Here is a 19,898-nt window from a genome sequence, read left to right on the forward strand (position 1 = left end):
CCGCTCAGCCCCAACCGGATTTTCCCCCCACGACCGCCAACTCGATGGCCTGGGCCTTGACCGCCTCGGTCAGCTGCGCGATCTCGGTTCGGGCGGCTTCGAGTTGCCAATCGCGTTGCGCACCAGGACGCCCCGGCTTGCGGGCCAGCGCGGCAAGAGCGGCGTCCTTGACGGTGCGCCGGATCGCGATCACCGTCGACACATCGACGTGCCACTTGCGCGCAGCCTCGGCCTGGCTGATCTCCCCGGCGGTGACCTGCAAGAAAATCTCCCACTTCGTCTCCGCCGACAGCCTCGACGGACGACGACGACATTTGGGATCGGGCATGAACAGCTCCTCTCGGATCACCCGAGAAGACCGCCAGCCTTGGGTAATTTCTCACCCCGATCTCTGCGGGGAAGTCAGACGCAAACCACCACTGTGCCGTTCGAGCGCCGGGCTGAGCGGTCGCGCTGGCGCCGCGCGGTGGAGGCGCAGCAGGCGGGCCAGGCTCCAACTTATCCGTCGCGTGCGGTCCCAACGGTCACGGAATCTTATGGCTTTTTCACACGGACCCGTTCGCCAATTGGGGTGCTGTGACCGGAGGTGGTTGTTCCGGGTGATTAGAGGCTGCCTGGCGTGCCGGCGGGTACTTGCATACCCCACCAGTTACAGGGCATCCAAGTCATCCACGCGACCAAGCCGCACTGCTGCTCAGGCGTAAGTGGCCCAGGACCAGCACACGGCGGCAGCCCCGGTGCGTTACAGACTGGCCCAGGAGGGTCAGCGTGGCTCGCAGGCGGGTTAGCCGCTATGTCTGCGGCATACGTGACCATGGCTCCGGCCGCCGCAGCTATACATAGGGCAATTTTGCATTTCATGGTGCCCTCCGCCAAACCTCGTTGTTTGACTCCTACAGCGTAAGCACCGTCCGAGTCGGCGCGATAACATTTGCCCAAATTTGTGGCCCTACTGACTGATCCGTGGGTGTTTGGCGCGGCCGGGCAGGGCGGGTCGGTGCCCGCCGAGGGCGAGCATGGCCAGGGCGATCAGCGCGGCGGGGTTGTGGAATCCGAATGCGATGCGGGTGAGCAGGCGGATCTTGGTGTTGGTGGATTCGATCAATCCTTGGGACAGGCCGTGGTCGAGGGCGGCGTCGATGGCCTCGCGGTGGCGTTTGATGCGGTGGGCCAGCTCGACGAAGACCGGGATGCGGCAGCGCCGCGCCCAGGAGATCCACTTGTCGAGGGCGTCTTTGCCGTCCTGGCCTTTGACCGAAAACACATGCCGCAGGCCCTCTTTGAGCAGGTACGCGCGGTAGAGCCGGGTGTCGGTCTTGGCGATCCAGGCCAGTTTGGCGGTTTGGCGTTCGGTGAGGTCTTCGGGGTTTTTCCACAGCGCATAGCGGGCGGCTTTGAGCCGCCGTGCCCGTTCATGACCCGGCCGCGGTGCGGTGTTCCTGCCGGGGCGACCACGGCCCCATTTGGCCTCGCCGCGCGCGATCGCTCGCGCGTCGTTCCAGGCCCGGCGCCGCTCGGCATCCAGCGCCTCGGTGGCCCAGGCCAGCACATGAAACGGATCTGCGCAGCGGATCGCGTCCGGGCAGCGCTCGGCGACCACGTCGGCAATCCACTCCGCCGCATCGGCGGACACATGGGTGATCTGCGCGCACCGCTGGGCGCCCAGAGCGTCGAAAAACCGCCGCAGCGTCTTGGTGTCGCGGCCCGGGGCGGCCCACACCAGCCGGCCGCTGTCGTGGTCAACCACCACCGTGAGGTACTTGTGGTGACGCTTGTAGGAGATCTCATCGATGCCGATCCGACGCAGACCCGCAAACCGGTCGATCCTCTTCTCCGTGTCGGCCCACACCCTCGCCACGATCGCCCCTACGGTGCGCCAGGCGACCCGCATCAACTCGCACACCGCGGTTTTCGAACACGCCACCGCCAGCCAGGCCACCGTGTCATCAAAGGCCAAAGTGTGCCCGGCATGGTGGCGCGCCCACGGCACCGCCACCACCGTAGGCCCATGGGCGGGGCAGTTCACCCGCGGCGCATCGGCCTCCAGCACCACCTGCATCGTGCCCCAATCCAGGCCCCGCCACCGGCGCCGACCCTCACCCCGGTCATACCAGGGCGCCCTGCGACCGCAGCGGCCACAACGGCGCGAAACACCACTTCGCGGCCGCACCCGCGCCACCACCAGCGTGTCGCCGTCGGCGTCTTCCTGCCCGAACTCCTCGAACTCGATGTCTTCGATCACGGTGCGCTGGTCGACACCCAGCAGCGCACGCCATAGCCTCACATTGCGCACGTCGTTGTTGGCTCCTTTGGTTCCTGACCTTCCACAAGCCAGAAACCTTAAGCCACAACGACGTGCGCCCCTTCCATCAACAACCGGCCCACGGAAGCGTCAGAAGAGCCAAATATGCGGGAGAATCACCTGGGCACCTCGGTAGTCGCTTTCGCCAGCGCCGGCGCCGAGAGTTCAGTCATCGCCTCGACGGTGGGTAGGTCACTCATTGGGCTTGCCTTCGTTGGGCGGGTGACCCCGGTTTGCCAGGCGCTTGGCAACCAACCTACGCCACTCGGCTGGCCATCGAGCAGGTTGTACTTCGCTGTGCCACAAAGGATATCGTCAAGTAACGAAAACTACTGTGGGCAGTACACCTCGGAGGCGGCTACCACGACAGCGCTGGTCCGCGCCCACTCCGTCTCGGGATCTATTGCCCCATTCCCCGCCGCGCCCGCTGCCGTCTGTTCCGCCAGTAGCGTCCGGGTGGCCGCGGACGGCTCGGGGTTCTGCGCCAGCAGTTCACAGGCGCGGTGGCCGTTACGAATGGTGGCATCGGGGTTACCAGGCGTCCCGCCCCACAGGGCGCTGATTTCGTTGAGGTACCGCTGATCCAGCTCGGCGGGGCTGGTCGCTTACGTTGTGGTCGGCCGCGTGCGTGTAGGCGTAGCCGTCACTGTGACCGTAGGTGTTGAAGCCGGGACGATAGACGGCGGTGGCGCGGCCACTGGAGCCGAGGTTCCGGTTGGCGGGGTAGTGGTTGCGTGATTCTCCCGCTCGACCACGTAGAGGGTCGCACCAACGGCGGCGAACACCACCACCGCTATCGCCGCCCCGACGAGGATTGGGCGACGCCGCCTGCGCTGCTTCTTTGCCACGGCTGGCTCGGTGCCCGATGGCGGGCTTTCCTCAGGGCGCGGCGGGGACTTCGTGGTCGTCGACGGTGGTTTCGCGCTGTGTCGTTCCGCCTGCGCGGATCCCGCGGTGCGGGCGGCGACGGTGACGCCAGCCTCGGTGGGACGATCACTTTCCGCGTCGCCGGCGGCCCGCTCACTGAGCTTGGTGGCAAAGTCGCAGCACCGGTCGAACCGGTCGGCGGGGTCCTTGGCCAACGCTATTGACAACACCTGAGCGAGGTACGCCAACTCCGGGCGCCGATCACTGAGCTTTGGCAGTGCTGCGTTGAGGTGTTGGCTGATGACTGCCACTGGGTTGGAATGCTGATACGGCGGTGCGCCCGTGAGGAGATGAAACGCGGTGGCGGCCAGCGCGTACTGGTCCGCGCGCCCGTCGATGTCCGCGCCCATCAACTGCTCAGGTGCGGCGTAGGCCACCGTTCCCACGGTGAAATTGGTCGCGGTAAGTCCACTAATGTCAGCGAGTGGTCGCGCAATGCCGAAGTCGGCCAGCAGGATTCGTCGCTTACCGTCCTCAGGCTCGGTGAGCAAGATGTTGGCGGGCTTGACATCGCGATGCAACAGGCCACGGTGGTGGGCGTAGTCGAGCGCGTCAGCGACGGCGGTGACGATGGCGCACACGTCGCTTATCGGCGTCCCGGCCGGGTAGTGGTTTTTGACCAGTTGCGCGGCGTCGGTGCCCTCGACGTAGTCCATCGAGATCCACAGGTGGCCCTCGAACTCGCCGCGGTCATGCACCCCGACAATGTTCGGGTGCCATAGTGTCGCGGCCAGGTCGGCTTCGCGGTGAAACCTCTCGCGGAAGTCAGTGTCCGCTGTTACCGCCTCGGAGATGACTTTTAGCGCGTCGCGCCGCGGCAACCTGGGGTGCTGAGCAAGATAGACGTCGGCCATCCCGCCAGAACCGAGTAGCCGCAGGATTGTATACCCCGCGATGGTCGTGCCAACCGCCACTGACATGGGCGAATACTACCGCCGTGGCACGCGACCGTGGGCTACTAACCGACCCCACCACACCGTGAGGCAGTCCGGCACCCACAACATCCACACGAGCCGACTATCAAGCCTCCAAGATCTCAACCGAACCCCGAGCGAAACACCAATCGAAAGGCATGCCACCTATATCCGGGACTTTGGGCGACACGCCGTAGGCTGTCACGATTATCGGGAAAAGTGCCAACTAAACCTGGAACGGACAACCCGAAGCTTGCGGCCAAGAATTCGGTCATCTATGCCAACTGTGAGTTGAGCGTTATCGGCACCGAATTAAGGTTATTAACAGACCTGACTACGGTACTATAGTGCTATGCGAGTCATACCTGTTACTCAAGTCAAGGCCAAGATCAACGAGTACATCGAGGCGGTACGCGACACCCGCGACCAGATCACCATCACCAAAAACGGAGCGCCCGCCGCAGTCCTGATCGGCGTCGAGGAATGGGAATCCATTCAGGAGACGTTGCATTGGCTGTCCCAGCCTGGTGTCGTGGAGTCGGTACGACAGTCCGAGGCCGACGTCGCAGCCGGTCGGACCTACGGCGAAGATGAGATCCGAGCCGAGTACCAGGTCCCGCGGCGGTCACGCTGAGGTGGCCGACTCGGATCGTATGTACACGACCCGGTTCACGGCCTCAGCCAAACGCGACCTCGACAAGGTACCGCGGCGAATCCTCGCAGCAGTGATCGAATTCGCCTTCGGCGACCTCGCTCGCGAACCGCGCCGGGTTGGCAAGCCGCTCCGCGGCGAGCTCGCCGGCTACCACAGCGCCCGCCGCGGCCCCTACCGCCTCCTCTACCGCATCGACGAAGAGGCACAGACGATCTGGGTTCACCGCGTCGACCACCGCGCCGACATCTACCGGCGCCGTTGCAAGTGAGTGATCGTTAGTAAGAATTCGGTCATGATGTGCGAGCGTAAGCGGGCTTTGTGGCGTGGTCGAGGCGATTCCGGGCGCGTCGCCGGCGCCATTCTCTCGGATCGGCGCTGGTGTTCTTCGACTACCTCGCTGAGCACCACCCCGAGGTGACCCGGCTGCAGGAGATCGAACGGACCCGCCATATTGAGCCGTATCTGGCGTGGGCGCGGGCCCGGCCGTGGCGCGGCAAGAACCGCCAGCGCCGCACCATCGGCGTGGTCGCGTTCCACCAAGACGTGGTCGACCTGCGCTGCTTCTTCGAAGACATCGCCGGCTGGAGCTGGCCGTCGGCCCCGCCGCGGCGGCTGCTGTTCTACGCCGACATCCCACGCACCCCCGACGCGCTGCCCCGAGCCCTGACCCCAGACGTCGACCGGGCGCTGACGACGGCCGTCGCCAACCTCGATGACGCACTCGTGCGTACCGGCCTGCTGCTGCTACGCGCCACCGGCATGCGCCTCGGCGAACTGCTCGACCTGGAACTGGACTGCCTGCTGGACTTCGCCGGGCATGGCACCTGGCTGCGAGTGCCGGTCGGCAAGGGCAACTCCGAACCCATGGTGCCGCTGGAGCCGGACACCGTGCAGGTGATCGATGCCTGGATCGCCCAACGGGGCCGCCAGCGTGCGCTGCCTCACCCCCGCGGCGGCCGGCTAACTGAGTTCTTATTCCTCGAACACGGCCGTCGGCCAACGTCATTGCGGCTGCGCAAGGGCCTGCTCGATGCCGTCGCCGCCGCCGGGCTGTGCGGCCGCGACGGGCAGCTGCTGCACGTCACCCCACACCAGCTGCGGCACACCTTCGGCACCAGCCTGATCAACGGCGGTATCGGGTTACCCGCGCTGATGGCGCTCATGGGCCACGTCACCCCGGAGATGACGTTGCGCTACGCCAAGCTCACCACCCCGACCATCCGCAGTGCCTACCAGGCGGCGATGGACAAGGTCCGCGCCGGTCAACTGCTGCCACTGACCGCCGTCAACGCCGCACCGCCAGTACCTGACAAGGTCGCCTGGCTGCACGCCGAGATGCTCAAAACCCGGCTCGCGCACGGCTTTTGCGCCCGGCCCAAAGCCGCCGGGCCTTGCCCCTACGCCAACATCTGCGAACAGTGCGACTTCTTCGTCCCCGACCCAGCGGCCACCACGACGATCAGCGCGCAACTCGACGACATCCGCGCCCTGCAAGCCGATGCCCACGCCCGCGGCTGGGACGACGAGGCCGCCCGGCATCAGCGCGTCGCGGCCAATCTCGATCAACACCTCCAACGACTACGCCGCCATCACTCGACCGATCTGCCTTCTTGACTCCGGCCGCGAGGGCCGGTTAATTCTGGCGCGATGCACCAGACACCGCTGGCGCAGCGCGGCACCTATGGTGCGCTCCACCGCGCCGATCAACCCGGGTGCGCCGTCGCTGATCACCAGCAGCGGGCAGGCCAGCCCGCGCTCGCCGAGCCCGCGCAAAAACCCCTCCCAGGCATCCCCGGACTCGCTGCAGGCGGCCTCCAGCCCGACGAACACCGGTTTGCCGTCGGTGTCGATGCCCCACGCCGCGAGCACCGGCTCGGCCGAGGCGTTGGCGTGGTACGTGAAATGGCTGCCGTCCAAAAACAGGTAGTCCAGCTCCACCTCGTCGAGGCGCCGACGGCTCCAGGACTCGAACTGGGTCTTGATGTCCTCACAGACCCGCGACACCGTCGACTTCGACACCGCCGCGCCCTCGCCGAGCGCCTCGACCAAGGTGGCCTCCACGTCGCGGGTCGACAACCCGCGCACGAACCCGGCGATCACCAGCGACTCCAGCGCGTTGGTCTTGGTCACCCCCGTGCCGAACAACTGGCTGGCGAACCGCTCGGTGGTGCCGCGCACCTTCGGCCGGTGCAGCGTGATCGGGCCGGCGGTCGTTTTGACCGTGGTCGGGCAATACCCGTTACGCATCCCAGCCCGCGGATCCTCGCTGGTAGCGGCCCGCTGGTAGCGATCCCGGCCCAAAAACGCGCTCACCTCGGCCTCCAACGCGCACTGCAGCAGTAGCTGCGCGCCCAACTGGGCCACCCGCTCGACTGCACGCGAAAATCCTCACCACCGGCGAACACCCCATCAATCTCTGCCTGCAACCGCTGCGCAGGCGATATCCTCTTCGACACGGACGTGGGTTCCTTTCCTCAGACTTCCCGTCTTGGAGGGAACCTACGTCCGCACCCTTTTACACCGCCGCAGGGACACGACCCCGCCCGCATCGCTGGGCCTGTCCGGGTGGTGTTGGCACGTACTCGCCTGTCCACATTGACCAGGGTGTTTCGTCCGTTTTGTCCGGCACGTACCGGGCTGCGCTCGCCTGTCTTGGCCCACTGGTGGCCCGCTGGCCCGAACACTGTGCGTCGTCTCTCAGCGCGGACCGGGCGGCAGCGGTGGCCAGTCGCTTTCACCTACAGTCGCCCCACCATCCCCGCCGACGGTGATGAGCCTCCAACCGCTAGTCCCGTAGTCGGCACGCTCCAGCCGTGCGGCCGCGAGACGCGGGCGTTGGACACTTCGCCCGTCCGGCCCGTAGCGTCCCCAGGTTCCTTCGACGTGCCGCCACAGCCAATACTCCTTCGACTTGCCGATGTACTCGGCAAGGTCGATGCGAACCTTCCTGACGCCGATGACTTGTTCCCAGAACCATCCGAAGAACTCGCGGACCTTGGTCGAGTAGGCCGCGACGACGGGCAGGAACTCGATGTCACCGTCATGGGACTCGATGTACCTGCGCGAGGCCCCCTTCCAGCCGCTCCACTTGAGCAGTTCCGCGCGGTCCACGAGCACCTGATTACCCTGCTCCAAAGGCCTGCCGCTAGACCGGCGCTTTGTCGTGCCCACGCGAACTGGCGGGATTGAGTAGTGCAAGGAGAAGTTGCGCAGATCGATCAGGAACTTGATCGAGTCGTCACCGAACGCCTCCGTGACCTTCGGCTCCCAGACGCGGACTTCCCACGTTGTCCGCCTGTCGGTATCGCTGTCTGGCGCGTGTCGCTCCGGCCACAGCTTCCGGTGCACCATTCGCTGGACATCCCGCAGCGTCGCCAGCGAGGCCAGGTAGTTGTGCAGCAGGCGGTTCGCCTCCACGTCGAAGCCATCGGGAAGCTCGCTGACGTGAACACTGGTGCCGACGAACTTCGTCAGGTGCTTCATCAGCTCCTCGGTGTTCCCGCTGAACACCTGTGATGCGCGGTTCAGGGACTCAAACCACTCGTGGTAGACCTTGCCGGGCAGCGCGGCCAGATGGGACTCGCGCATGTCGACCTCGGTTCCGAACGGGGACCGATAGCTGGTGGTGGTCGCGTCGTTGTCGCCGCTGTCATCCTCGGTCATAGACCGAAGCGTACGAGGTATCCACGACAACGAGGTCACCTGAAGCGAGCCAGTCCCCGCGTCACCCACCGACCTGCACAGTACAAGCCGGTCGCGGCCGTGATCCACGCGCTGGCCATCGACCCGCACACCGTATGGGCCCCGGCAAAAGGGCAGGAGACCGACAAGGGCAGCCAGATCGCCGAGACCACCACCACGGTGCTGGGACGGCGTGTGCGGCTGATCGTGCGCCGCCAACCCAAACAGCCCGGTGAGCAGCTGGCCTTCGATGACCTGGATGGCTGGCGGCTGCACGCGATCATCACCAACGTGCCCGCCGAGCGGCTCAGCGCCGCCGAGGTCGAGGCGCATCACCGGCTGCGCGGCGGCATCCCCGAAGACACCATCCGGGCGCTCAAAAACGACTTGGGGATGATCCACGCCCCGGCGCGATCGTTCTTCGGTAACTGGCTGTACTGGCAGGCCGCCGCGCTGGCCCACAACATCGGGTGCTGGTTGCGCGCCCTGGCGTTGCCCCGCGCGGTGCGTCGAGCGCGGGGAAAACGACTACGCCTGGCATTTCTCAACGTCGCCGCCCGGCTGGTGCGTCACGGCCGACGCCTGCACCTGCGTTTTGCTGCCGCCTACCCCCACGTGGAGGCGTTCGCCACCGCGCTACCACACATCCGGGCGCTACCGGCCTTCGGTTGACCGCCGCGAACCGGCCCGTCAACGCACACCTCGCACCCCATCTCCACCCTCCACCGCCACACCGCGATCGACCTATCCCTAAAACCGGTCACCACAGCCCCGCGGCCGTGCCCACCCCCAATTACGCCATCACCCAACAGCTTCCAACCCCCATCAGCGCATCCCAACAGCGCAGCCACCACCGCCCCGGCCACCGAAAACAAGATCATCACAGGCCGGCTGAAAAACCAGGGTCAGAGCGCACAAAATTACCTCGGCGGCTATCCCAGCAATCTGCCGCGGCCACGACCCATCCCTGCCTTCATTCGGGCGACAGCGTCATCGAGTTCGACGTCAACCAGGGGCCGCATCGCATGATCTTCAGCGAGGAGTCCCACTAAGTTTAGCGGCGGGAACCGCCGCGCGGATCTGGTCGATCGCCGCCTCACCCTTGCTGCGATTGCGGATCGCCATCACAACGTCGGCGCCGGCCGCGGCCAGCCGACGCGCCAACCCGAACCCGAGGCCGCTGTTGGCTCCGGTGACGACCGCCAACTTTCCAGACAGATTGGGGACGGGGACAACGAGATTGGTGGCCATGGGTCTCACTCCTTCATGCGTAGCGGCGGAGACGGGGCTGCGGGCAACCCCGAACGCCTTGATGTCGTCGGCCACGTCAATCGACGGGCCCTTGCTTTGTTGCCGAAGGCTGGCAAGCGGATTCGAGCGGTATCACCGGGCCGCCGGATTGAAGCGACAACAGATGCAGGTACGTTACGAGCGAGTGTTCGCATCCGGGGGTGAACGCGACCAGGGTCTTTGGCGGAGGCGGCAGTAATCGGATCGGGTTTAGCTCGTATGGCTTGAGCACATGTTCGTAGTTCGGGGGAGGGGGCAACGCCGGGACGATGTCTAGGCGATTCGCGATCCGATACGAGTTCGTGACCACCTGGTCGAAGGTGCTTGCGAACAGCGGATCCCCGGTGCGCGGACTGCCGTAGGTGTATACCGCCGGGTCGCTAAAGCCCGTATTGGCCGCCACGTCGAGGGCCAGCAGCGTCGCAAGGGCGCCTCCCAGGCTGTGCCCGCAAATCGTTACGGAGCTCACCGGACGGGGAAACGAAAGGTTGCTGACAAGTCACAAAGCTACCCTCATCTATCCCAGCGGCTACCCGATTCGCCCCGCGGGTTTAGTTGAGATGTTATTTCTTGTCGCGGGGTAATCGGCAGCCGGTGTAACCAGTGACAACCAGGCTCTTCTGGAACCCGATCCCGATAGATATCCGCGCTGGACCGTAGAGCCTGACGTCGTGATCGCCTGGCTTGTCTTGCATGACTTGGCTTTCGGTAGCATCTAATTTCGCCGCAGCCTCTTTGGCCGCCTCTAGAATTTTTGGCTCTTCTGACGCTTCCGTGGGCCGGTTGTTGATGGAAGGGGCGCACGTCGTTGTGGCTTAAGGTTTCTGGCTTGTGGAAGGTCAGGAACCAAAGGAGCCAACAACGACGTGCGCAATGTGAGGCTATGGCGTGCGCTGCTGGGTGTCGACCAGCGCACCGTGATCGAAGACATCGAGTTCGAGCAGTTCGGGCAGGAAGACGCCGACGGCGACACGCTGGTGGTGGCGCGGGTGCGTCCGCGAAGTGGTGTTTCGCGCCGTTGTGGCCGCTGCGGTCGCAGGGCGCCCTGGTATGACCGGGGTGAGGGTCGGCGCCGGTGGCGGGGCCTGGATTGGGGCACGATGCAGGTGGTGCTGGAGGCCGATGCGCCGCGGGTGAACTGCCCCGCCCATGGGCCTACGGTGGTGGCGGTGCCGTGGGCGCGCCACCATGCCGGGCACACTTTGGCCTTTGATGACACGGTGGCCTGGCTGGCGGTGGCGTGTTCGAAAACCGCGGTGTGCGAGTTGATGCGGGTCGCCTGGCGCACCGTAGGGGCGATCGTGGCGAGGGTGTGGGCCGACACGGAGAAGAGGATCGACCGGTTTGCGGACCTGCGCCGGATCGGCATCGATGAGATCTCCTACAAGCGTCACCACAAGTAGCTCACGGTGGTGGTTGACCACGACAGCGGCCGGCTGGTGTGGGCCGCCCCGGGCCGCGACACCGCCACCCTGCGGTGCTTCTTCGACGCCCTCGGAGCTGAGCGCTGCGCGCTGATCACCCATGTGTCCGCCGATGCGGCGGACTGGATTGCCGATGTGGTCGCCGAGCGCTGCCCGGGCGCGATCCGCTGCGCGGATCCGTTTCATGTGCTGGCCTGGGCCACCGAGGCGCTGGATGCCGAGCGGCGCCGGGCCTGGAACGACGCGCGAGCGATCGCGCGCGGCGAGGCCAAGTGGGGCCGTGGTCGGCCCAGCAGGAACACCGCGCCGCGGCCGGGTCATGAACGAGCACGGCGGCTCAAAGCCGCCCGCTATGCGCTGTGGAAAAACCCCGAAGACCTCACCGAACGCCAGAGCGCCAAACTGGCCTGGATCGCCAAGACCGACACCCGGCTCTACCGCGCGTACCTGCTCAACTGCGGCATGTGTTTTCGGTCAAAGGCCAGGACGGCAAAGACGCCCTCGACAAGTGGATCTCCTGGGCGCGGCGCTGCCGCATCCCGGTCTTCGTCGAGCTGGCCGGCCGCATCAAACGCCACCGCGAGGCCATCGACGCCGCCCTCGACCACGGCCTGTCCCAAGGATTGATCGAATCCACCAACACCAAGATCCGACTCCTGACCCGGATTGCGTTCGGATTCCGCTCCCCGGAAGCACTCATCGCCCTGGCCATGCTCGCCCTCGGCGGCCACCGCCCCACCCTGCCCGGCCGCGGCTAACACCCCTCCACCAGGGCACCCCTCGGGTTTCCCCTCTCAGACGTCGCCGATTCTGCGCTACCCGCTCGTCGGTGTCCATGTCGTTCCGCCTCGCTGCGCTCGGGGGCTCCACATGGACACCTCCCACCCGGGCAGCGCTACAGGCAACTATCGCGGAAGCGAGCACAAACGAATTCAACCATCAGATCACGGCCCCGAATCGGCCCCATCCACCCACGGATACGTCAGGAGGGCCGAATTTTTGCCCAATTTTGCTCGGACAACGTGACATGGTTGGCGACGCGATTCGGCAGGAAGTAGTCTTTCCCATCAGTTTGCTCGTAGGGCTGCTGGCAGTTGCCGGTGTCCGCGTTGTCGGCGGTTTCCCAGATTATCCCCGGGATAAGCTTGCTTGCGGCGCTGGTGATTTCGTTCATCGCCGCGTCCACTTGGGACGTCGTGTCTTCAAGCGAGGGCAGCGTTTTGAGTACTTCCAGGGCCTTCGCCGCATCGGTGGGTGGGGTGGGTTCGTAGGGTTGTTTCACGTGGCATCCTGCCGTGGTCAGTGCCGTGGCGACGATGGCGGCGAGCACAAGTCCGCAATGTCGTCGGTTCGGCGGCTTTCGCATTTGGTTGTGTTTCATTTGTCAACAATCGGGGCGGTACCGGCGAGGACAGCGGCAATAGTTGGTGGTGCGTGTGCCTCCGTCGTCGGGGAAGCGGGGGTAATCGCTGTGGCCGTGCGCGCCTTCGAGGTGACGGCCGTCGGGCGCGAGACTGGGGCCGGTGGCGAGGTGGGTGAAGTTGGGGTTGGTGGCCGGGTTCGGGTCGAAATGCCCAGCCCCGGTGGCGTCCGCGCCGCCTAGGATGCCTTCGGCGATGGTGTTAAACGGCGGTGGCAGGAACGGGGCCACACCGTGGGCGATGCGCGGGCCGTCGTAGGTCCACTGGATCGGGTCGTCGGGGGTTTCCATAGTGAACACATGGCCGGGCGGGCGCGTCTGACTGGGCCTGCGTTTGGTGGTCGCGGCGTTATTTCTTGTCGCGGGGTAGCCGGCAGCCGGTGTAGCCGGAGACAACGAGGTTCCCTCCGTACGAGATTTTGATGAATAATCCGGTGGGGCCGTAAAAGCCCACATCGTGATTTCCGGGCTGGTTTTTCATGACCTGGACCTCGGTGGCGTCGAGCTTGGCGGCCGCCTCTTTAGCGGCCTGCTGAATCTGCGCCCACTGCTGCTCGGAAACGCTGATTTTCTCCGCAATGCGATTCGGCAGATAGTAGTCTTTCCCATCGGTTTGCTCGTAGGGTCGCTGACAACTCCCGGTATCTGCGTTGTCGGCGGTTTCCCATGTGATCCCGGGGATGAGCTTACTTGTGGCAGAGGTGATCTCGCTGATCGCGGTTTGCACCTGGGCTGTGGTGTCCTCAAGCGAGGGCAGGGATTTGAGCACTCCGAGGGCCTTGGCGGCGTCGGTGGGTGGGGTGGGTTCGTAGGGCTGTGTCACGTGGCATCCTGCTGTGGTCAGTGCAGCGGCGATCAGGGCGGCGTACAGCAGTCGTTGCCGTCGCGGGTTGGCCGTGTCTTTGGGTGGGTGGTTCGTCACTATTGGTGAACCGCCTGGTCGCCCAGACCGGCAACAACGGCGGCGATATTGTAGTTGGTGGTCCTGAGCCCGCCGTCGTCGGGGAAGCGCGGATAGTCGCTGTGCCCATGTGCGCCTTCCAGATTCAGCGTACCGCCGTGGCCGTCAGGCACGGTAGCGGGGCCGGTGGCCAGGTGGGTGAAGTTGGGGTTGGTGGCCGGGTTGGGGCCGAAGTCGCCGAACGTGTCGTTGAGATACGACCCGAGGATCGGAACGCCCTGGCCAACAGACTTGGCGTCGTAGGTCCACTGGATTGGGTCGTCGGGGGTTTCCATAGTGAACACATGGCCGGGCTGCAACTGCAGCTGTTGCGGTGTGGAGGCTTCGATCCCGGGAGATCCGTAGAACAGCGCCCGTGACACCCCGTGATCGCCGGGTTCCTGCAAGGCCAGCCCGGTGGTCAGCGAGCCATAGGAGTGCCCGATCGCGGTCAAATCGGCCCGCCCACCCTGGTGGGAGGCTTGTATCCCGTCGTAAAAACGGGCCAGATCGTGCGCGCCGGCTCTGGCCAAGTTGTCGTGGCTGACACCCCACCCACCGGTCAGCGATTTGCCGAGGTCGTCGAGGCCGGGCACCTGCGGGGCGTCATATCCGATCCAGGCGATCGCAGACACACTGTCGTGCGCATGACCGGGCGCGTTTTGCAGTTGCCGGAGGGCTTCTTGCCTAAGCTGCTTAGCTTCCTCAGTCATGCTTTCAATGCTGCCGTGCACGGTGGTGTTCAGCCCGGGGGTAGTGACCGAGACGTGGGTGGCTTTGTCGGGGTCGCCGACGGCGATGGCGGCGCGGGCTTGCTTGCCGGTTTGGGTGTCCAGCAGCAGCAGTTTGCGATCCGGGCTGGCTTTGAGTGCTTTGTCGACGGCTTGTAGGTCGGGCAGGTATTTGGCGCCGTTTTGGGCGGCGTCGTATTGGCGTTGCCAGGCCTCGTAGGCAAGCCGGTCGTCGAAGATCGCCCCCGGCTCGTTGGGATGGGGAATGTTTTTGCCCGCCGCCCAGTCCGGATGCTGGTTTTTCAGCGCATCGGCTTGTGCGGCAGCAGCTTTGGCGTGGGCGAGCTGGTCGGCGAGATTGAGCCGCCCGTAGTGGTCGCGATCCACCGTGGGCATCCCGTCGTGGTTGCCGATGTTGTGGTTTTGGCGATACAGCCAATCCTTTTCTTGCGGGGTGAGCTTGCCCCACAGGTCGCGGAATTGGTTGGGGTCGTCCGGCAGTGGCCCGGAAAGCGCTGCGCGCACGTCGGGCCGGGTTTCGGCGGGGCCGCTCGCGTCCTTGCCGGCCGACGTGATCGCCCGGGCCAGATCGGCGTCGGCGGTGTTGGCGTCGGCGAGGACCTTTTTGATCCGCGCTTCCAGTTCGGCTTGGCGCTGCTGGTTTGTCGGGTAGTCCATGTCGAGCCCGTCGCCGGGCGTGACGGTGCCGGTGGCACGGTCGATCGTGAACCCCCACGCATACGCGTCACGGTCAACGCTGCTTAGCGCGTCTTTGATTTCTTGAACTTCGTCGGCCGCTTTGCTGATCGCAGCGCCGACCGCCTGCATTTCGTCTTCGTGCGCGGCAAGCAGGGTGCTCAGCTTGTCCAGCGACGCCCGGGCGGCGTCCCCGGCGCTGCCCTGCCAGCTGGCAATCAACGGCAACCGGGAAAGCCCCGCTTTGACTTCGGCGGCACTAGCACCGCGTTTGCCTAATGCCGCCGACACCTGCCGAAGGCACCCGGCATCCCAACGGTCGACTTCTTCGAGGCTGGTGACCGACATCAGATTTGGTCGTCGATGTGGTCGGCGCTTTCGCCGTCGACCGTAAGATACGCCTTGCGGGCCGCCCGAAAAGCCTGCTCGTGATCGGCGATGCTGCCACACAGCTGCTCGGTGGCGGCCTGCCATTCGGCGAGTTTGGCTGCCAGCGCCGCCGCCGAGGCTCCCACCCAACCGGGCTGCGCGTCTTCAATCTCGCTGTCGGCGGCCGCATGCGCGGCCCGCAGATCGGCGTGATGCACACTCATGTGCTCGGCCGACGCGTGCAGATCAGCCGGGTCGAATTTCAACGGCTCAGGAACCGTCCCACCTCCTCTAATGTTCGAGGACAGCATAACCGCCCCTCAAGCAGTCACGATGCACAAATTGAGCGGCCCTGTCGACCGCCACGGTGATGGGACCACTTTGATCAATAGCAGTATCGAACCTCTTCACCGCAGGTCACGGTGGGTGTGGCGTCGAGTCGTGGTCATCGTGGTGGTGGTCGTGGTGGTTGTTGTCCACATCCGCTGATGCGTCGGGCTCGGTCGACGGCTGGTGACCCCGATCGGGGTGCGGTAGGGCTATCGGATCGGTGGCGGCGGACGAGGGCGTGCGGAGCGACCGGCGCGGACGGGAGCGCCAGCGGACGGAAGCACAGGGAGCGCAGCGTCGCTCGCAGGTAGCCGCCACCGCGTTGATCTGGCCTGTACCGCTGGTGTCGGGGTGCTCGTCGGGTGTCGGGCAGGCCGATGTGTCGGTGGGGCTGGCTATGTTGGCGCCATGGGTACGGGCATCGACGGCGGTGACGGCATCGGCGCTGGCTGCTGGGATGAGGCCGTGGTGGCCCAAGCGGTGGCGCGGGCCTGCTCGCCGGGTTTCGACGCGTGGTGGTCACGGGCGGCCGGGTCGGGATTTTGCGCCGCCCGGTGCATCTGCTCGGCGTGGACGGACGCGGCGTCCTGCTGCACGTGTTGGGGCGGTGCAAGAACCGGCGCGCGTCGGTGTGCCCGTCGTGTTCGCAGTTGTGCGGTGCCGACACCTGGCAGTTGATTCATGCTGGGATCGCCGGTGGGTATCACGGGATGCCCGAGGCGGTGGCCGGCCATCCGGCGGTGTTTGTGACGTTGACCGCGCCGAGTTTCGGCGCCGTGCACACGATCGGTGACGGCGCGACAGGGCAGGCTCGTAAATGTCATCCCGGCAACGGGTTTCGTCGCTGCCCGCATGGGCGCCGTTGTGGTGTGGTGCGGTGCATGACGCCGCTGATGCGCGGGTGGGGGAACCGCTGTGCGGCCAGTGCTACGACTATGGCGCGCAGGTGTTGTTCACGTGGTGGGCGCCGGAGTTGTGGCGGCGCTTCACCATCGCGTTGCGCCGCCAGGTCGCCGCCGCGATCCGCGACGCTGGTGGTGATGCCAACCTGGTGCGGGTGTCGTTTGTGAAGGTGGTGGAGTTTCAGCGCCGCGCGGTGCCGCACTTTCACGCGGTGATCCGGCTGGACGGCCCACCCGCAGACGACGGGCAGCCGACCCCACCGCCAGCAGTGGGGATCGATGCGGGCCGGCTGGCCGCGCTGGTGCACCAGGTGGCAGCGCAGGTGTCGGTGGCGGTGCCCGCGCCGAACGCCACCACGGTGACGGTGCGGTTCGGTGCCCAAACCGACGCCCAGCCCATCACCTCCACCAGCGTTTCTGGTGGAACAGTCAGTGCCGCACCGGGATCGGATGACAGAGGTGGTGGCGGCGCCAGCGGTGCGGGTCGCTCGCCGCGTCGGGCGGCGGGGTATCTGGCCAAGTACGTGTGCAAGTCGGTGGCCGAGTTCGGGCTGGCAGCGCAGCGCATGTCACCGCTGGCGATCGACACCCTCGACGTGCGCGAGCACATCCGGGTCATCTTATCCACGCTGCGGGACCTGGCGGGCCTACCCGGCTACGAGCCGATGTTGCGCTGGTTGCACACCCTGGGGTATCGGGGTCATGTCACTTCCAAATCGCGGCGATTTTCCACCACCATGGCTGCGCTGCGCGCCCGCCGAGCAGCCTGGCACCAGCAGCACACCGGCACCGCTGAGCTGGCCCGGCCGTGCAGTGATGACCCCGAAGGCAACCGGGTCATCGTGTGGCGGCTACGACACGTCGGATACGGAAGCGATGGGGACCGGATGCTGGCCGTGTCGGCGGCGGTGCGCGCCCGCCGAGCGCACGTCAACCCGTCACCGTCGACGTCAGCCCTGGCGCGGATAGCCGACACCGGTGAGCTGCTCGGAAACCTCCCATAATCGCCGGCCGTCGGCGTCGTTGCGGGCCGGAGCGGGCACCTTGGCCAGTCTCACGCCGCCACCGGCGGCCTCGTAGAGGCCACGGGGCCCGTAGAACGCGCCGCCGCGGGCCTGCGGCGCGACAGCCGCGTACCACGCGGGCAGGATGCCCTCGTCGATCTCCTGCCACAGAAACGGCGTGAAACGCCACGAGAGCCGGTAGAGGTGCGCCGTCAGCGATGGCTTGTCGCGGCCGTGCGAGGGCCCGCTGATCTGCAGGTTGGTCTTGGTCAGGCCGGGATGCGCGGCAGTGGAAACAATGCCCCAGCCGGCCTCCCGGCTGCGGCGGTCAAGCTCACGCGCAAACATCAGCACGGCCAGCTTCGACTGGCCGTAGGCCTGCATGGGGGAGTACGACTTCTCGAACTGCAGATCGTCGAAGTGGATGCGGCCACGGCGGGCCGCCAGGCTGCTCAGGGAGACGACGCGCGCCCCCGGGGCGGCGCGCAACAGCGGCAGCACGCGCGCCGTCAGTGCGAAGTGCCCGAGATGGTTGCTGCCGAACTGCAATTCGAAGCCATCAGCGGTGGTGTCGCGCTCCGGAGGGGTCATCACGCCGGCATTGTTGATCAGGATGTCGATCGGGCGGGCCTCGGCGTTGAGTTGCTCGCCCAAGGCGGTGACGCTGGCCAGCGACGACAGGTCGAGGTTCTTGATGGTGAGTTTAGCGGCGGGAACCGCCGCGCGGATCTGGTCGATCGCCGCCTCACCCTTGCTGCGATTGCGGATCGCCATCACAACGTCGGCGCCGGCCGCGGCCAGCCGACGCGCCAACCCGAACCCGAGGCCGCTGTTGGCTCCGGTGACGACCGCCAACTTTCCAGACAGATTGGGGACGGGGACAACGAGATTGGTGGCCATGGGTCTCACTCCTTCATGCGTAGCGGCGGAGACGGGGCTGCGGGCAACCCCGAACGCCTTGATGTCGTCGGCCACGTCAATCGACGGGCCCTTGCCCTGTTGCCGAAGGCTGGCAAGCGGATTCGAGCGGTATCACCGGGCCGCCGGATTGAAGCGACAGCAGATGCAGGTACGTTACGAGCGAGTGTTCGCATCCGGGGGTGAACGCGACCAGGGTCTTTGGCGGAGGCGGCAGTAATCGGATCGGGTTTAGCTCGTATGGCTTGAGCACATGTTCGTAGTTCGGGGGAGGGGGCAACGCCGGGACGATGTCTAGGCGATTCGCGATCCGATACGAGTTCGTGACCACCTGGTCGAAGGTGCTTGCGAACAGCGGATCCCCGGTGCGCGGACTGCCGTAGGTGTATACCGCTGGGTCGCTAAAGCCCGTATTGGCCGCCACGTCGAGGGCCAGCAGCGTCGCAAGGGCGCCTCCCAGGCTGTGCCCGCAAATCGTTACGGAGCTCACCGGACGGGGAAACGAAAGGTTGCTCAAAGCGTTGACCACGGTCGGCGAACTCGGCGCCGTTCCGGTTCTCAAGGACTCGTACATGGCGGTGAAGCCGTCTTCCGTGTGGCCGGCGCCGGCCAGGAAGGGACACGGAACCTGCTGGAATGCGAAATCGTGAAGCCACTCCCAGATGCCTTCGGTGCCCCGAAAGGCGATCACCACATCACCGGTTTGATCGGCCTGGCAGATCAGCCCGATCGAAACGTCGTCGTCGCCGCGTCCGGGGTTGACGTCGGTCGCAAGATCGTTGGCATAAATCGTCGTGACCACGGTGTAACCTACGCCGCTAGCGCTCAACGGCTGACCGGCCGCATTTGTCAAGTCGCTGGGCGGCTTTTCGTAGGCTACGCGCACAATCTGGCCGAATTCTATTGCCTTCATTACATCCATCGTGGCTGGTGCCGGCAAAGCCCCTCCGCCCAATTCGTTGGAATGTCACCCAGATGGTGTGGCCGACATTCCTCTCCAGGGGATGTTTCCGCGCACACCCCGCTGCCGGACCGCCTGGGCACCATGATTCTTAATGTACGCGTGGCGGTCGCCGCGTCGGTAGCGGCGCCGGTGGCGGCGGTCCCAGCACGGCGGGTGGCCGGTCCCGTGGCGTCGGATGAGTATCGACCCGACGCCAGGAATCCCCCACGCTTGCGATGGCCGAAAGCATCAACAACACACCGACGGTCAACAACGATTGTCAGACGCTGGTTGTGGCTGAATCGGATTCCCGTCACAGCGACCTGCGCCGTGTGCGGGTTATCTGGATTCCAATTAAAATGCGTGCAGCACTGGGGGATTCCTGGGCATTAACCCAAGCGGTTTGACGCCGAGAAGCGACGGATCCTCGACGGACGCCGAGGGTTGTGGTG

19 protein-coding genes and 4 pseudogenes are annotated in these 19,898 nt (G+C 65.7%); 7 read left to right on the forward strand and 16 right to left on the reverse strand.

Annotated elements, in window-relative coordinates:
- Positions 1 to 4: 4 nt before the first annotated feature.
- The 4 genes and pseudogenes from MSM1_RS22120 to MSM1_RS17850 form a co-directional block, all read right to left on the reverse strand.
- Complete coding sequence (locus MSM1_RS22120) at positions 5 to 328, reverse strand: helix-turn-helix domain-containing protein (protein WP_236056857.1); 324 nt, start codon at positions 326 to 328, stop codon at positions 5 to 7.
- A 621-nt stretch (positions 329 to 949) separates the two neighbouring features.
- Positions 950 to 2,293, reverse strand: a complete 1,344-nt coding sequence (locus MSM1_RS17840) for an ISL3 family transposase (RefSeq protein WP_213444953.1) — start codon at positions 2,291 to 2,293, stop codon at positions 950 to 952.
- Between the two features lie 338 nt (positions 2,294 to 2,631).
- Positions 2,632 to 2,889, reverse strand: coding sequence for a DUF732 domain-containing protein (locus MSM1_RS23075; protein WP_213445705.1), 258 nt, complete (start codon positions 2,887 to 2,889; stop codon positions 2,632 to 2,634).
- Between the two features lie 447 nt (positions 2,890 to 3,336).
- Positions 3,337 to 4,149: pseudogene (locus MSM1_RS17850) on the reverse strand (serine/threonine-protein kinase); the annotation flags it as partial.
- Positions 4,150 to 4,495: 346 nt separating this feature from the next.
- Between MSM1_RS17850 and MSM1_RS17855 the strand changes: the two are divergent.
- From MSM1_RS17855 to MSM1_RS17865, 3 genes are read left to right on the forward strand one after another with little or no spacing between them, the layout of a single operon-like run.
- The gene (locus MSM1_RS17855; RefSeq protein ID WP_213444603.1) at positions 4,496 to 4,777 is read left to right on the forward strand and encodes a type II toxin-antitoxin system Phd/YefM family antitoxin; all 282 of its coding nucleotides are present in this window, start codon (positions 4,496 to 4,498) and stop codon (positions 4,775 to 4,777) included.
- Between the two features lie 19 nt (positions 4,778 to 4,796).
- Complete coding sequence (locus MSM1_RS17860; RefSeq protein ID WP_213444957.1) at positions 4,797 to 5,066, forward strand: type II toxin-antitoxin system RelE/ParE family toxin; 270 nt, start codon at positions 4,797 to 4,799, stop codon at positions 5,064 to 5,066.
- A gap of 50 nt (positions 5,067 to 5,116) precedes the next feature.
- Complete coding sequence (locus MSM1_RS17865; RefSeq protein WP_213444959.1) at positions 5,117 to 6,412, forward strand: tyrosine-type recombinase/integrase; 1,296 nt, start codon at positions 5,117 to 5,119, stop codon at positions 6,410 to 6,412.
- On the opposite strand, the gene MSM1_RS17870 is transcribed toward MSM1_RS17865, so the two are convergent.
- Both MSM1_RS17870 and MSM1_RS17875 read right to left on the reverse strand, forming a co-directional pair.
- Positions 6,377 to 7,162: a transposase gene (locus MSM1_RS17870; protein ID WP_213444961.1), complete on the reverse strand. Its 786-nt coding sequence runs from the start codon at positions 7,160 to 7,162 to the stop codon at positions 6,377 to 6,379. The genes MSM1_RS17865 and MSM1_RS17870 overlap by 36 nt on opposite strands.
- Before the next feature lie 333 nt (positions 7,163 to 7,495).
- A complete protein-coding gene (locus tag MSM1_RS17875; protein WP_213444963.1) occupies positions 7,496 to 8,461 on the reverse strand; it encodes a hypothetical protein in 966 nt (321 codons plus the stop codon).
- A 99-nt stretch (positions 8,462 to 8,560) separates the two neighbouring features.
- Between MSM1_RS17875 and MSM1_RS17880 the strand changes: the two genes are divergently transcribed.
- Positions 8,561 to 9,151 (forward strand): transposase, encoded by a 591-nt coding sequence (locus MSM1_RS17880; protein WP_213444965.1) that lies wholly within the window; start codon positions 8,561 to 8,563, stop codon positions 9,149 to 9,151.
- A gap of 375 nt (positions 9,152 to 9,526) precedes the next feature.
- Here MSM1_RS17880 and MSM1_RS17885 read toward each other — a convergent pair.
- From MSM1_RS17885 to MSM1_RS23080, 3 genes and pseudogenes are all read right to left on the reverse strand, one after another.
- Positions 9,527 to 9,730: pseudogene (locus MSM1_RS17885) on the reverse strand (SDR family NAD(P)-dependent oxidoreductase); the annotation flags it as partial.
- A gap of 76 nt (positions 9,731 to 9,806) precedes the next feature.
- Positions 9,807 to 10,238 (reverse strand): lipase family protein, encoded by a 432-nt coding sequence (locus MSM1_RS17890; protein WP_213444967.1) that lies wholly within the window; start codon positions 10,236 to 10,238, stop codon positions 9,807 to 9,809.
- Positions 10,239 to 10,332: 94 nt separating this feature from the next.
- Positions 10,333 to 10,560, reverse strand: a complete 228-nt coding sequence (locus MSM1_RS23080) for an LppA family lipoprotein (RefSeq protein ID WP_213445707.1) — start codon at positions 10,558 to 10,560, stop codon at positions 10,333 to 10,335.
- Between the two features lie 75 nt (positions 10,561 to 10,635).
- Between MSM1_RS23080 and MSM1_RS17900 the strand changes: the two are divergent.
- Positions 10,636 to 11,951: pseudogene (locus MSM1_RS17900) on the forward strand (ISL3 family transposase).
- A gap of 224 nt (positions 11,952 to 12,175) precedes the next feature.
- On the opposite strand, the gene MSM1_RS17905 reads toward MSM1_RS17900, so the two are convergent.
- Genes MSM1_RS17905 through MSM1_RS17925 form a run of 5 tightly spaced genes read right to left on the reverse strand, consistent with a single transcriptional unit; the run spans position 12,176 to position 15,615 of the window.
- The gene (locus MSM1_RS17905) at positions 12,176 to 12,523 is read right to left on the reverse strand and encodes an LppA family lipoprotein (protein WP_307857429.1); all 348 of its coding nucleotides are present in this window, start codon (positions 12,521 to 12,523) and stop codon (positions 12,176 to 12,178) included.
- 54 nt (positions 12,524 to 12,577) lie between these two features.
- Positions 12,578 to 12,904, reverse strand: a complete 327-nt coding sequence (locus MSM1_RS17910) for a hypothetical protein (protein ID WP_374101739.1) — start codon at positions 12,902 to 12,904, stop codon at positions 12,578 to 12,580.
- 58 nt (positions 12,905 to 12,962) lie between these two features.
- Entirely contained in the window at positions 12,963 to 13,535 is a 573-nt protein-coding gene (locus MSM1_RS17915) for an LppA family lipoprotein (RefSeq protein ID WP_307857430.1), read from the reverse strand.
- A complete protein-coding gene (locus MSM1_RS17920; RefSeq protein ID WP_236056863.1) occupies positions 13,535 to 15,328 on the reverse strand; it encodes an alpha/beta hydrolase in 1,794 nt (597 codons plus the stop codon). The genes MSM1_RS17915 and MSM1_RS17920 overlap by 1 nt, the downstream gene beginning before the upstream one ends.
- Positions 15,328 to 15,615, reverse strand: a complete 288-nt coding sequence (locus MSM1_RS17925) for a WXG100 family type VII secretion target (protein WP_213444969.1) — start codon at positions 15,613 to 15,615, stop codon at positions 15,328 to 15,330. The genes MSM1_RS17920 and MSM1_RS17925 overlap by 1 nt, the downstream gene beginning before the upstream one ends.
- Before the next feature lie 633 nt (positions 15,616 to 16,248).
- Here MSM1_RS17925 and MSM1_RS17930 point away from each other — a divergent pair.
- Positions 16,249 to 17,585: pseudogene (locus MSM1_RS17930) on the forward strand (replication initiator).
- On the opposite strand, the gene MSM1_RS17935 reads toward MSM1_RS17930, so the two are convergent.
- Positions 17,532 to 18,485 carry an SDR family oxidoreductase gene (locus tag MSM1_RS17935; RefSeq protein WP_213445714.1) on the reverse strand — a complete coding sequence of 318 codons (954 nt, stop codon included), beginning with the start codon at positions 18,483 to 18,485 and terminating at the stop codon, positions 17,532 to 17,534. The pseudogene MSM1_RS17930 and the gene MSM1_RS17935 sit on opposite strands and share 54 nt — an antisense overlap.
- Before the next feature lie 76 nt (positions 18,486 to 18,561).
- Positions 18,562 to 19,416 carry a lipase family protein gene (locus tag MSM1_RS17940; protein WP_213444973.1) on the reverse strand — a complete coding sequence of 285 codons (855 nt, stop codon included), beginning with the start codon at positions 19,414 to 19,416 and terminating at the stop codon, positions 18,562 to 18,564.
- Between the two features lie 266 nt (positions 19,417 to 19,682).
- On the opposite strand from MSM1_RS17940, the gene MSM1_RS17945 reads away from it, so the two are divergent.
- Entirely contained in the window at positions 19,683 to 19,853 is a 171-nt protein-coding gene (locus MSM1_RS17945) for a hypothetical protein (RefSeq protein WP_213444975.1), read from the forward strand.
- The last annotated feature ends 45 nt before the right edge of the window (positions 19,854 to 19,898 follow it).

It is taken from the genome of Mycobacterium sp. SM1 (assembly GCF_018361265.1).
Taxonomy (GTDB): domain Bacteria; phylum Actinomycetota; class Actinomycetes; order Mycobacteriales; family Mycobacteriaceae; genus Mycobacterium.

Coding starts and splice junctions, on each gene's coding strand:
- MSM1_RS17860 (WP_213444957.1), top strand. CDS start 4,797: ATGTACACGACCCGGTTCACGGCCTCAGCCAAACGCGACCTCGACAAG.
- MSM1_RS17940 (WP_213444973.1), bottom strand. CDS start 19,416: ATGAAGGCAATAGAATTCGGCCAGATTGTGCGCGTAGCCTACGAAAAG.
- MSM1_RS17855 (WP_213444603.1), top strand. CDS start 4,496: ATGCGAGTCATACCTGTTACTCAAGTCAAGGCCAAGATCAACGAGTAC.
- MSM1_RS22120 (WP_236056857.1), bottom strand. CDS start 328: ATGCCCGATCCCAAATGTCGTCGTCGTCCGTCGAGGCTGTCGGCGGAG.
- MSM1_RS17875 (WP_213444963.1), bottom strand. CDS start 8,461: ATGACCGAGGATGACAGCGGCGACAACGACGCGACCACCACCAGCTAT.
- MSM1_RS17945 (WP_213444975.1), top strand. CDS start 19,683: ATGGCCGAAAGCATCAACAACACACCGACGGTCAACAACGATTGTCAG.
- MSM1_RS17920 (WP_236056863.1), bottom strand. CDS start 15,328: ATGTCGGTCACCAGCCTCGAAGAAGTCGACCGTTGGGATGCCGGGTGC.
- MSM1_RS17910 (WP_374101739.1), bottom strand. CDS start 12,904: ATGGAAACCCCCGACGACCCGATCCAGTGGACCTACGACGGCCCGCGC.
- MSM1_RS17935 (WP_213445714.1), bottom strand. CDS start 18,485: ATGGCCACCAATCTCGTTGTCCCCGTCCCCAATCTGTCTGGAAAGTTG.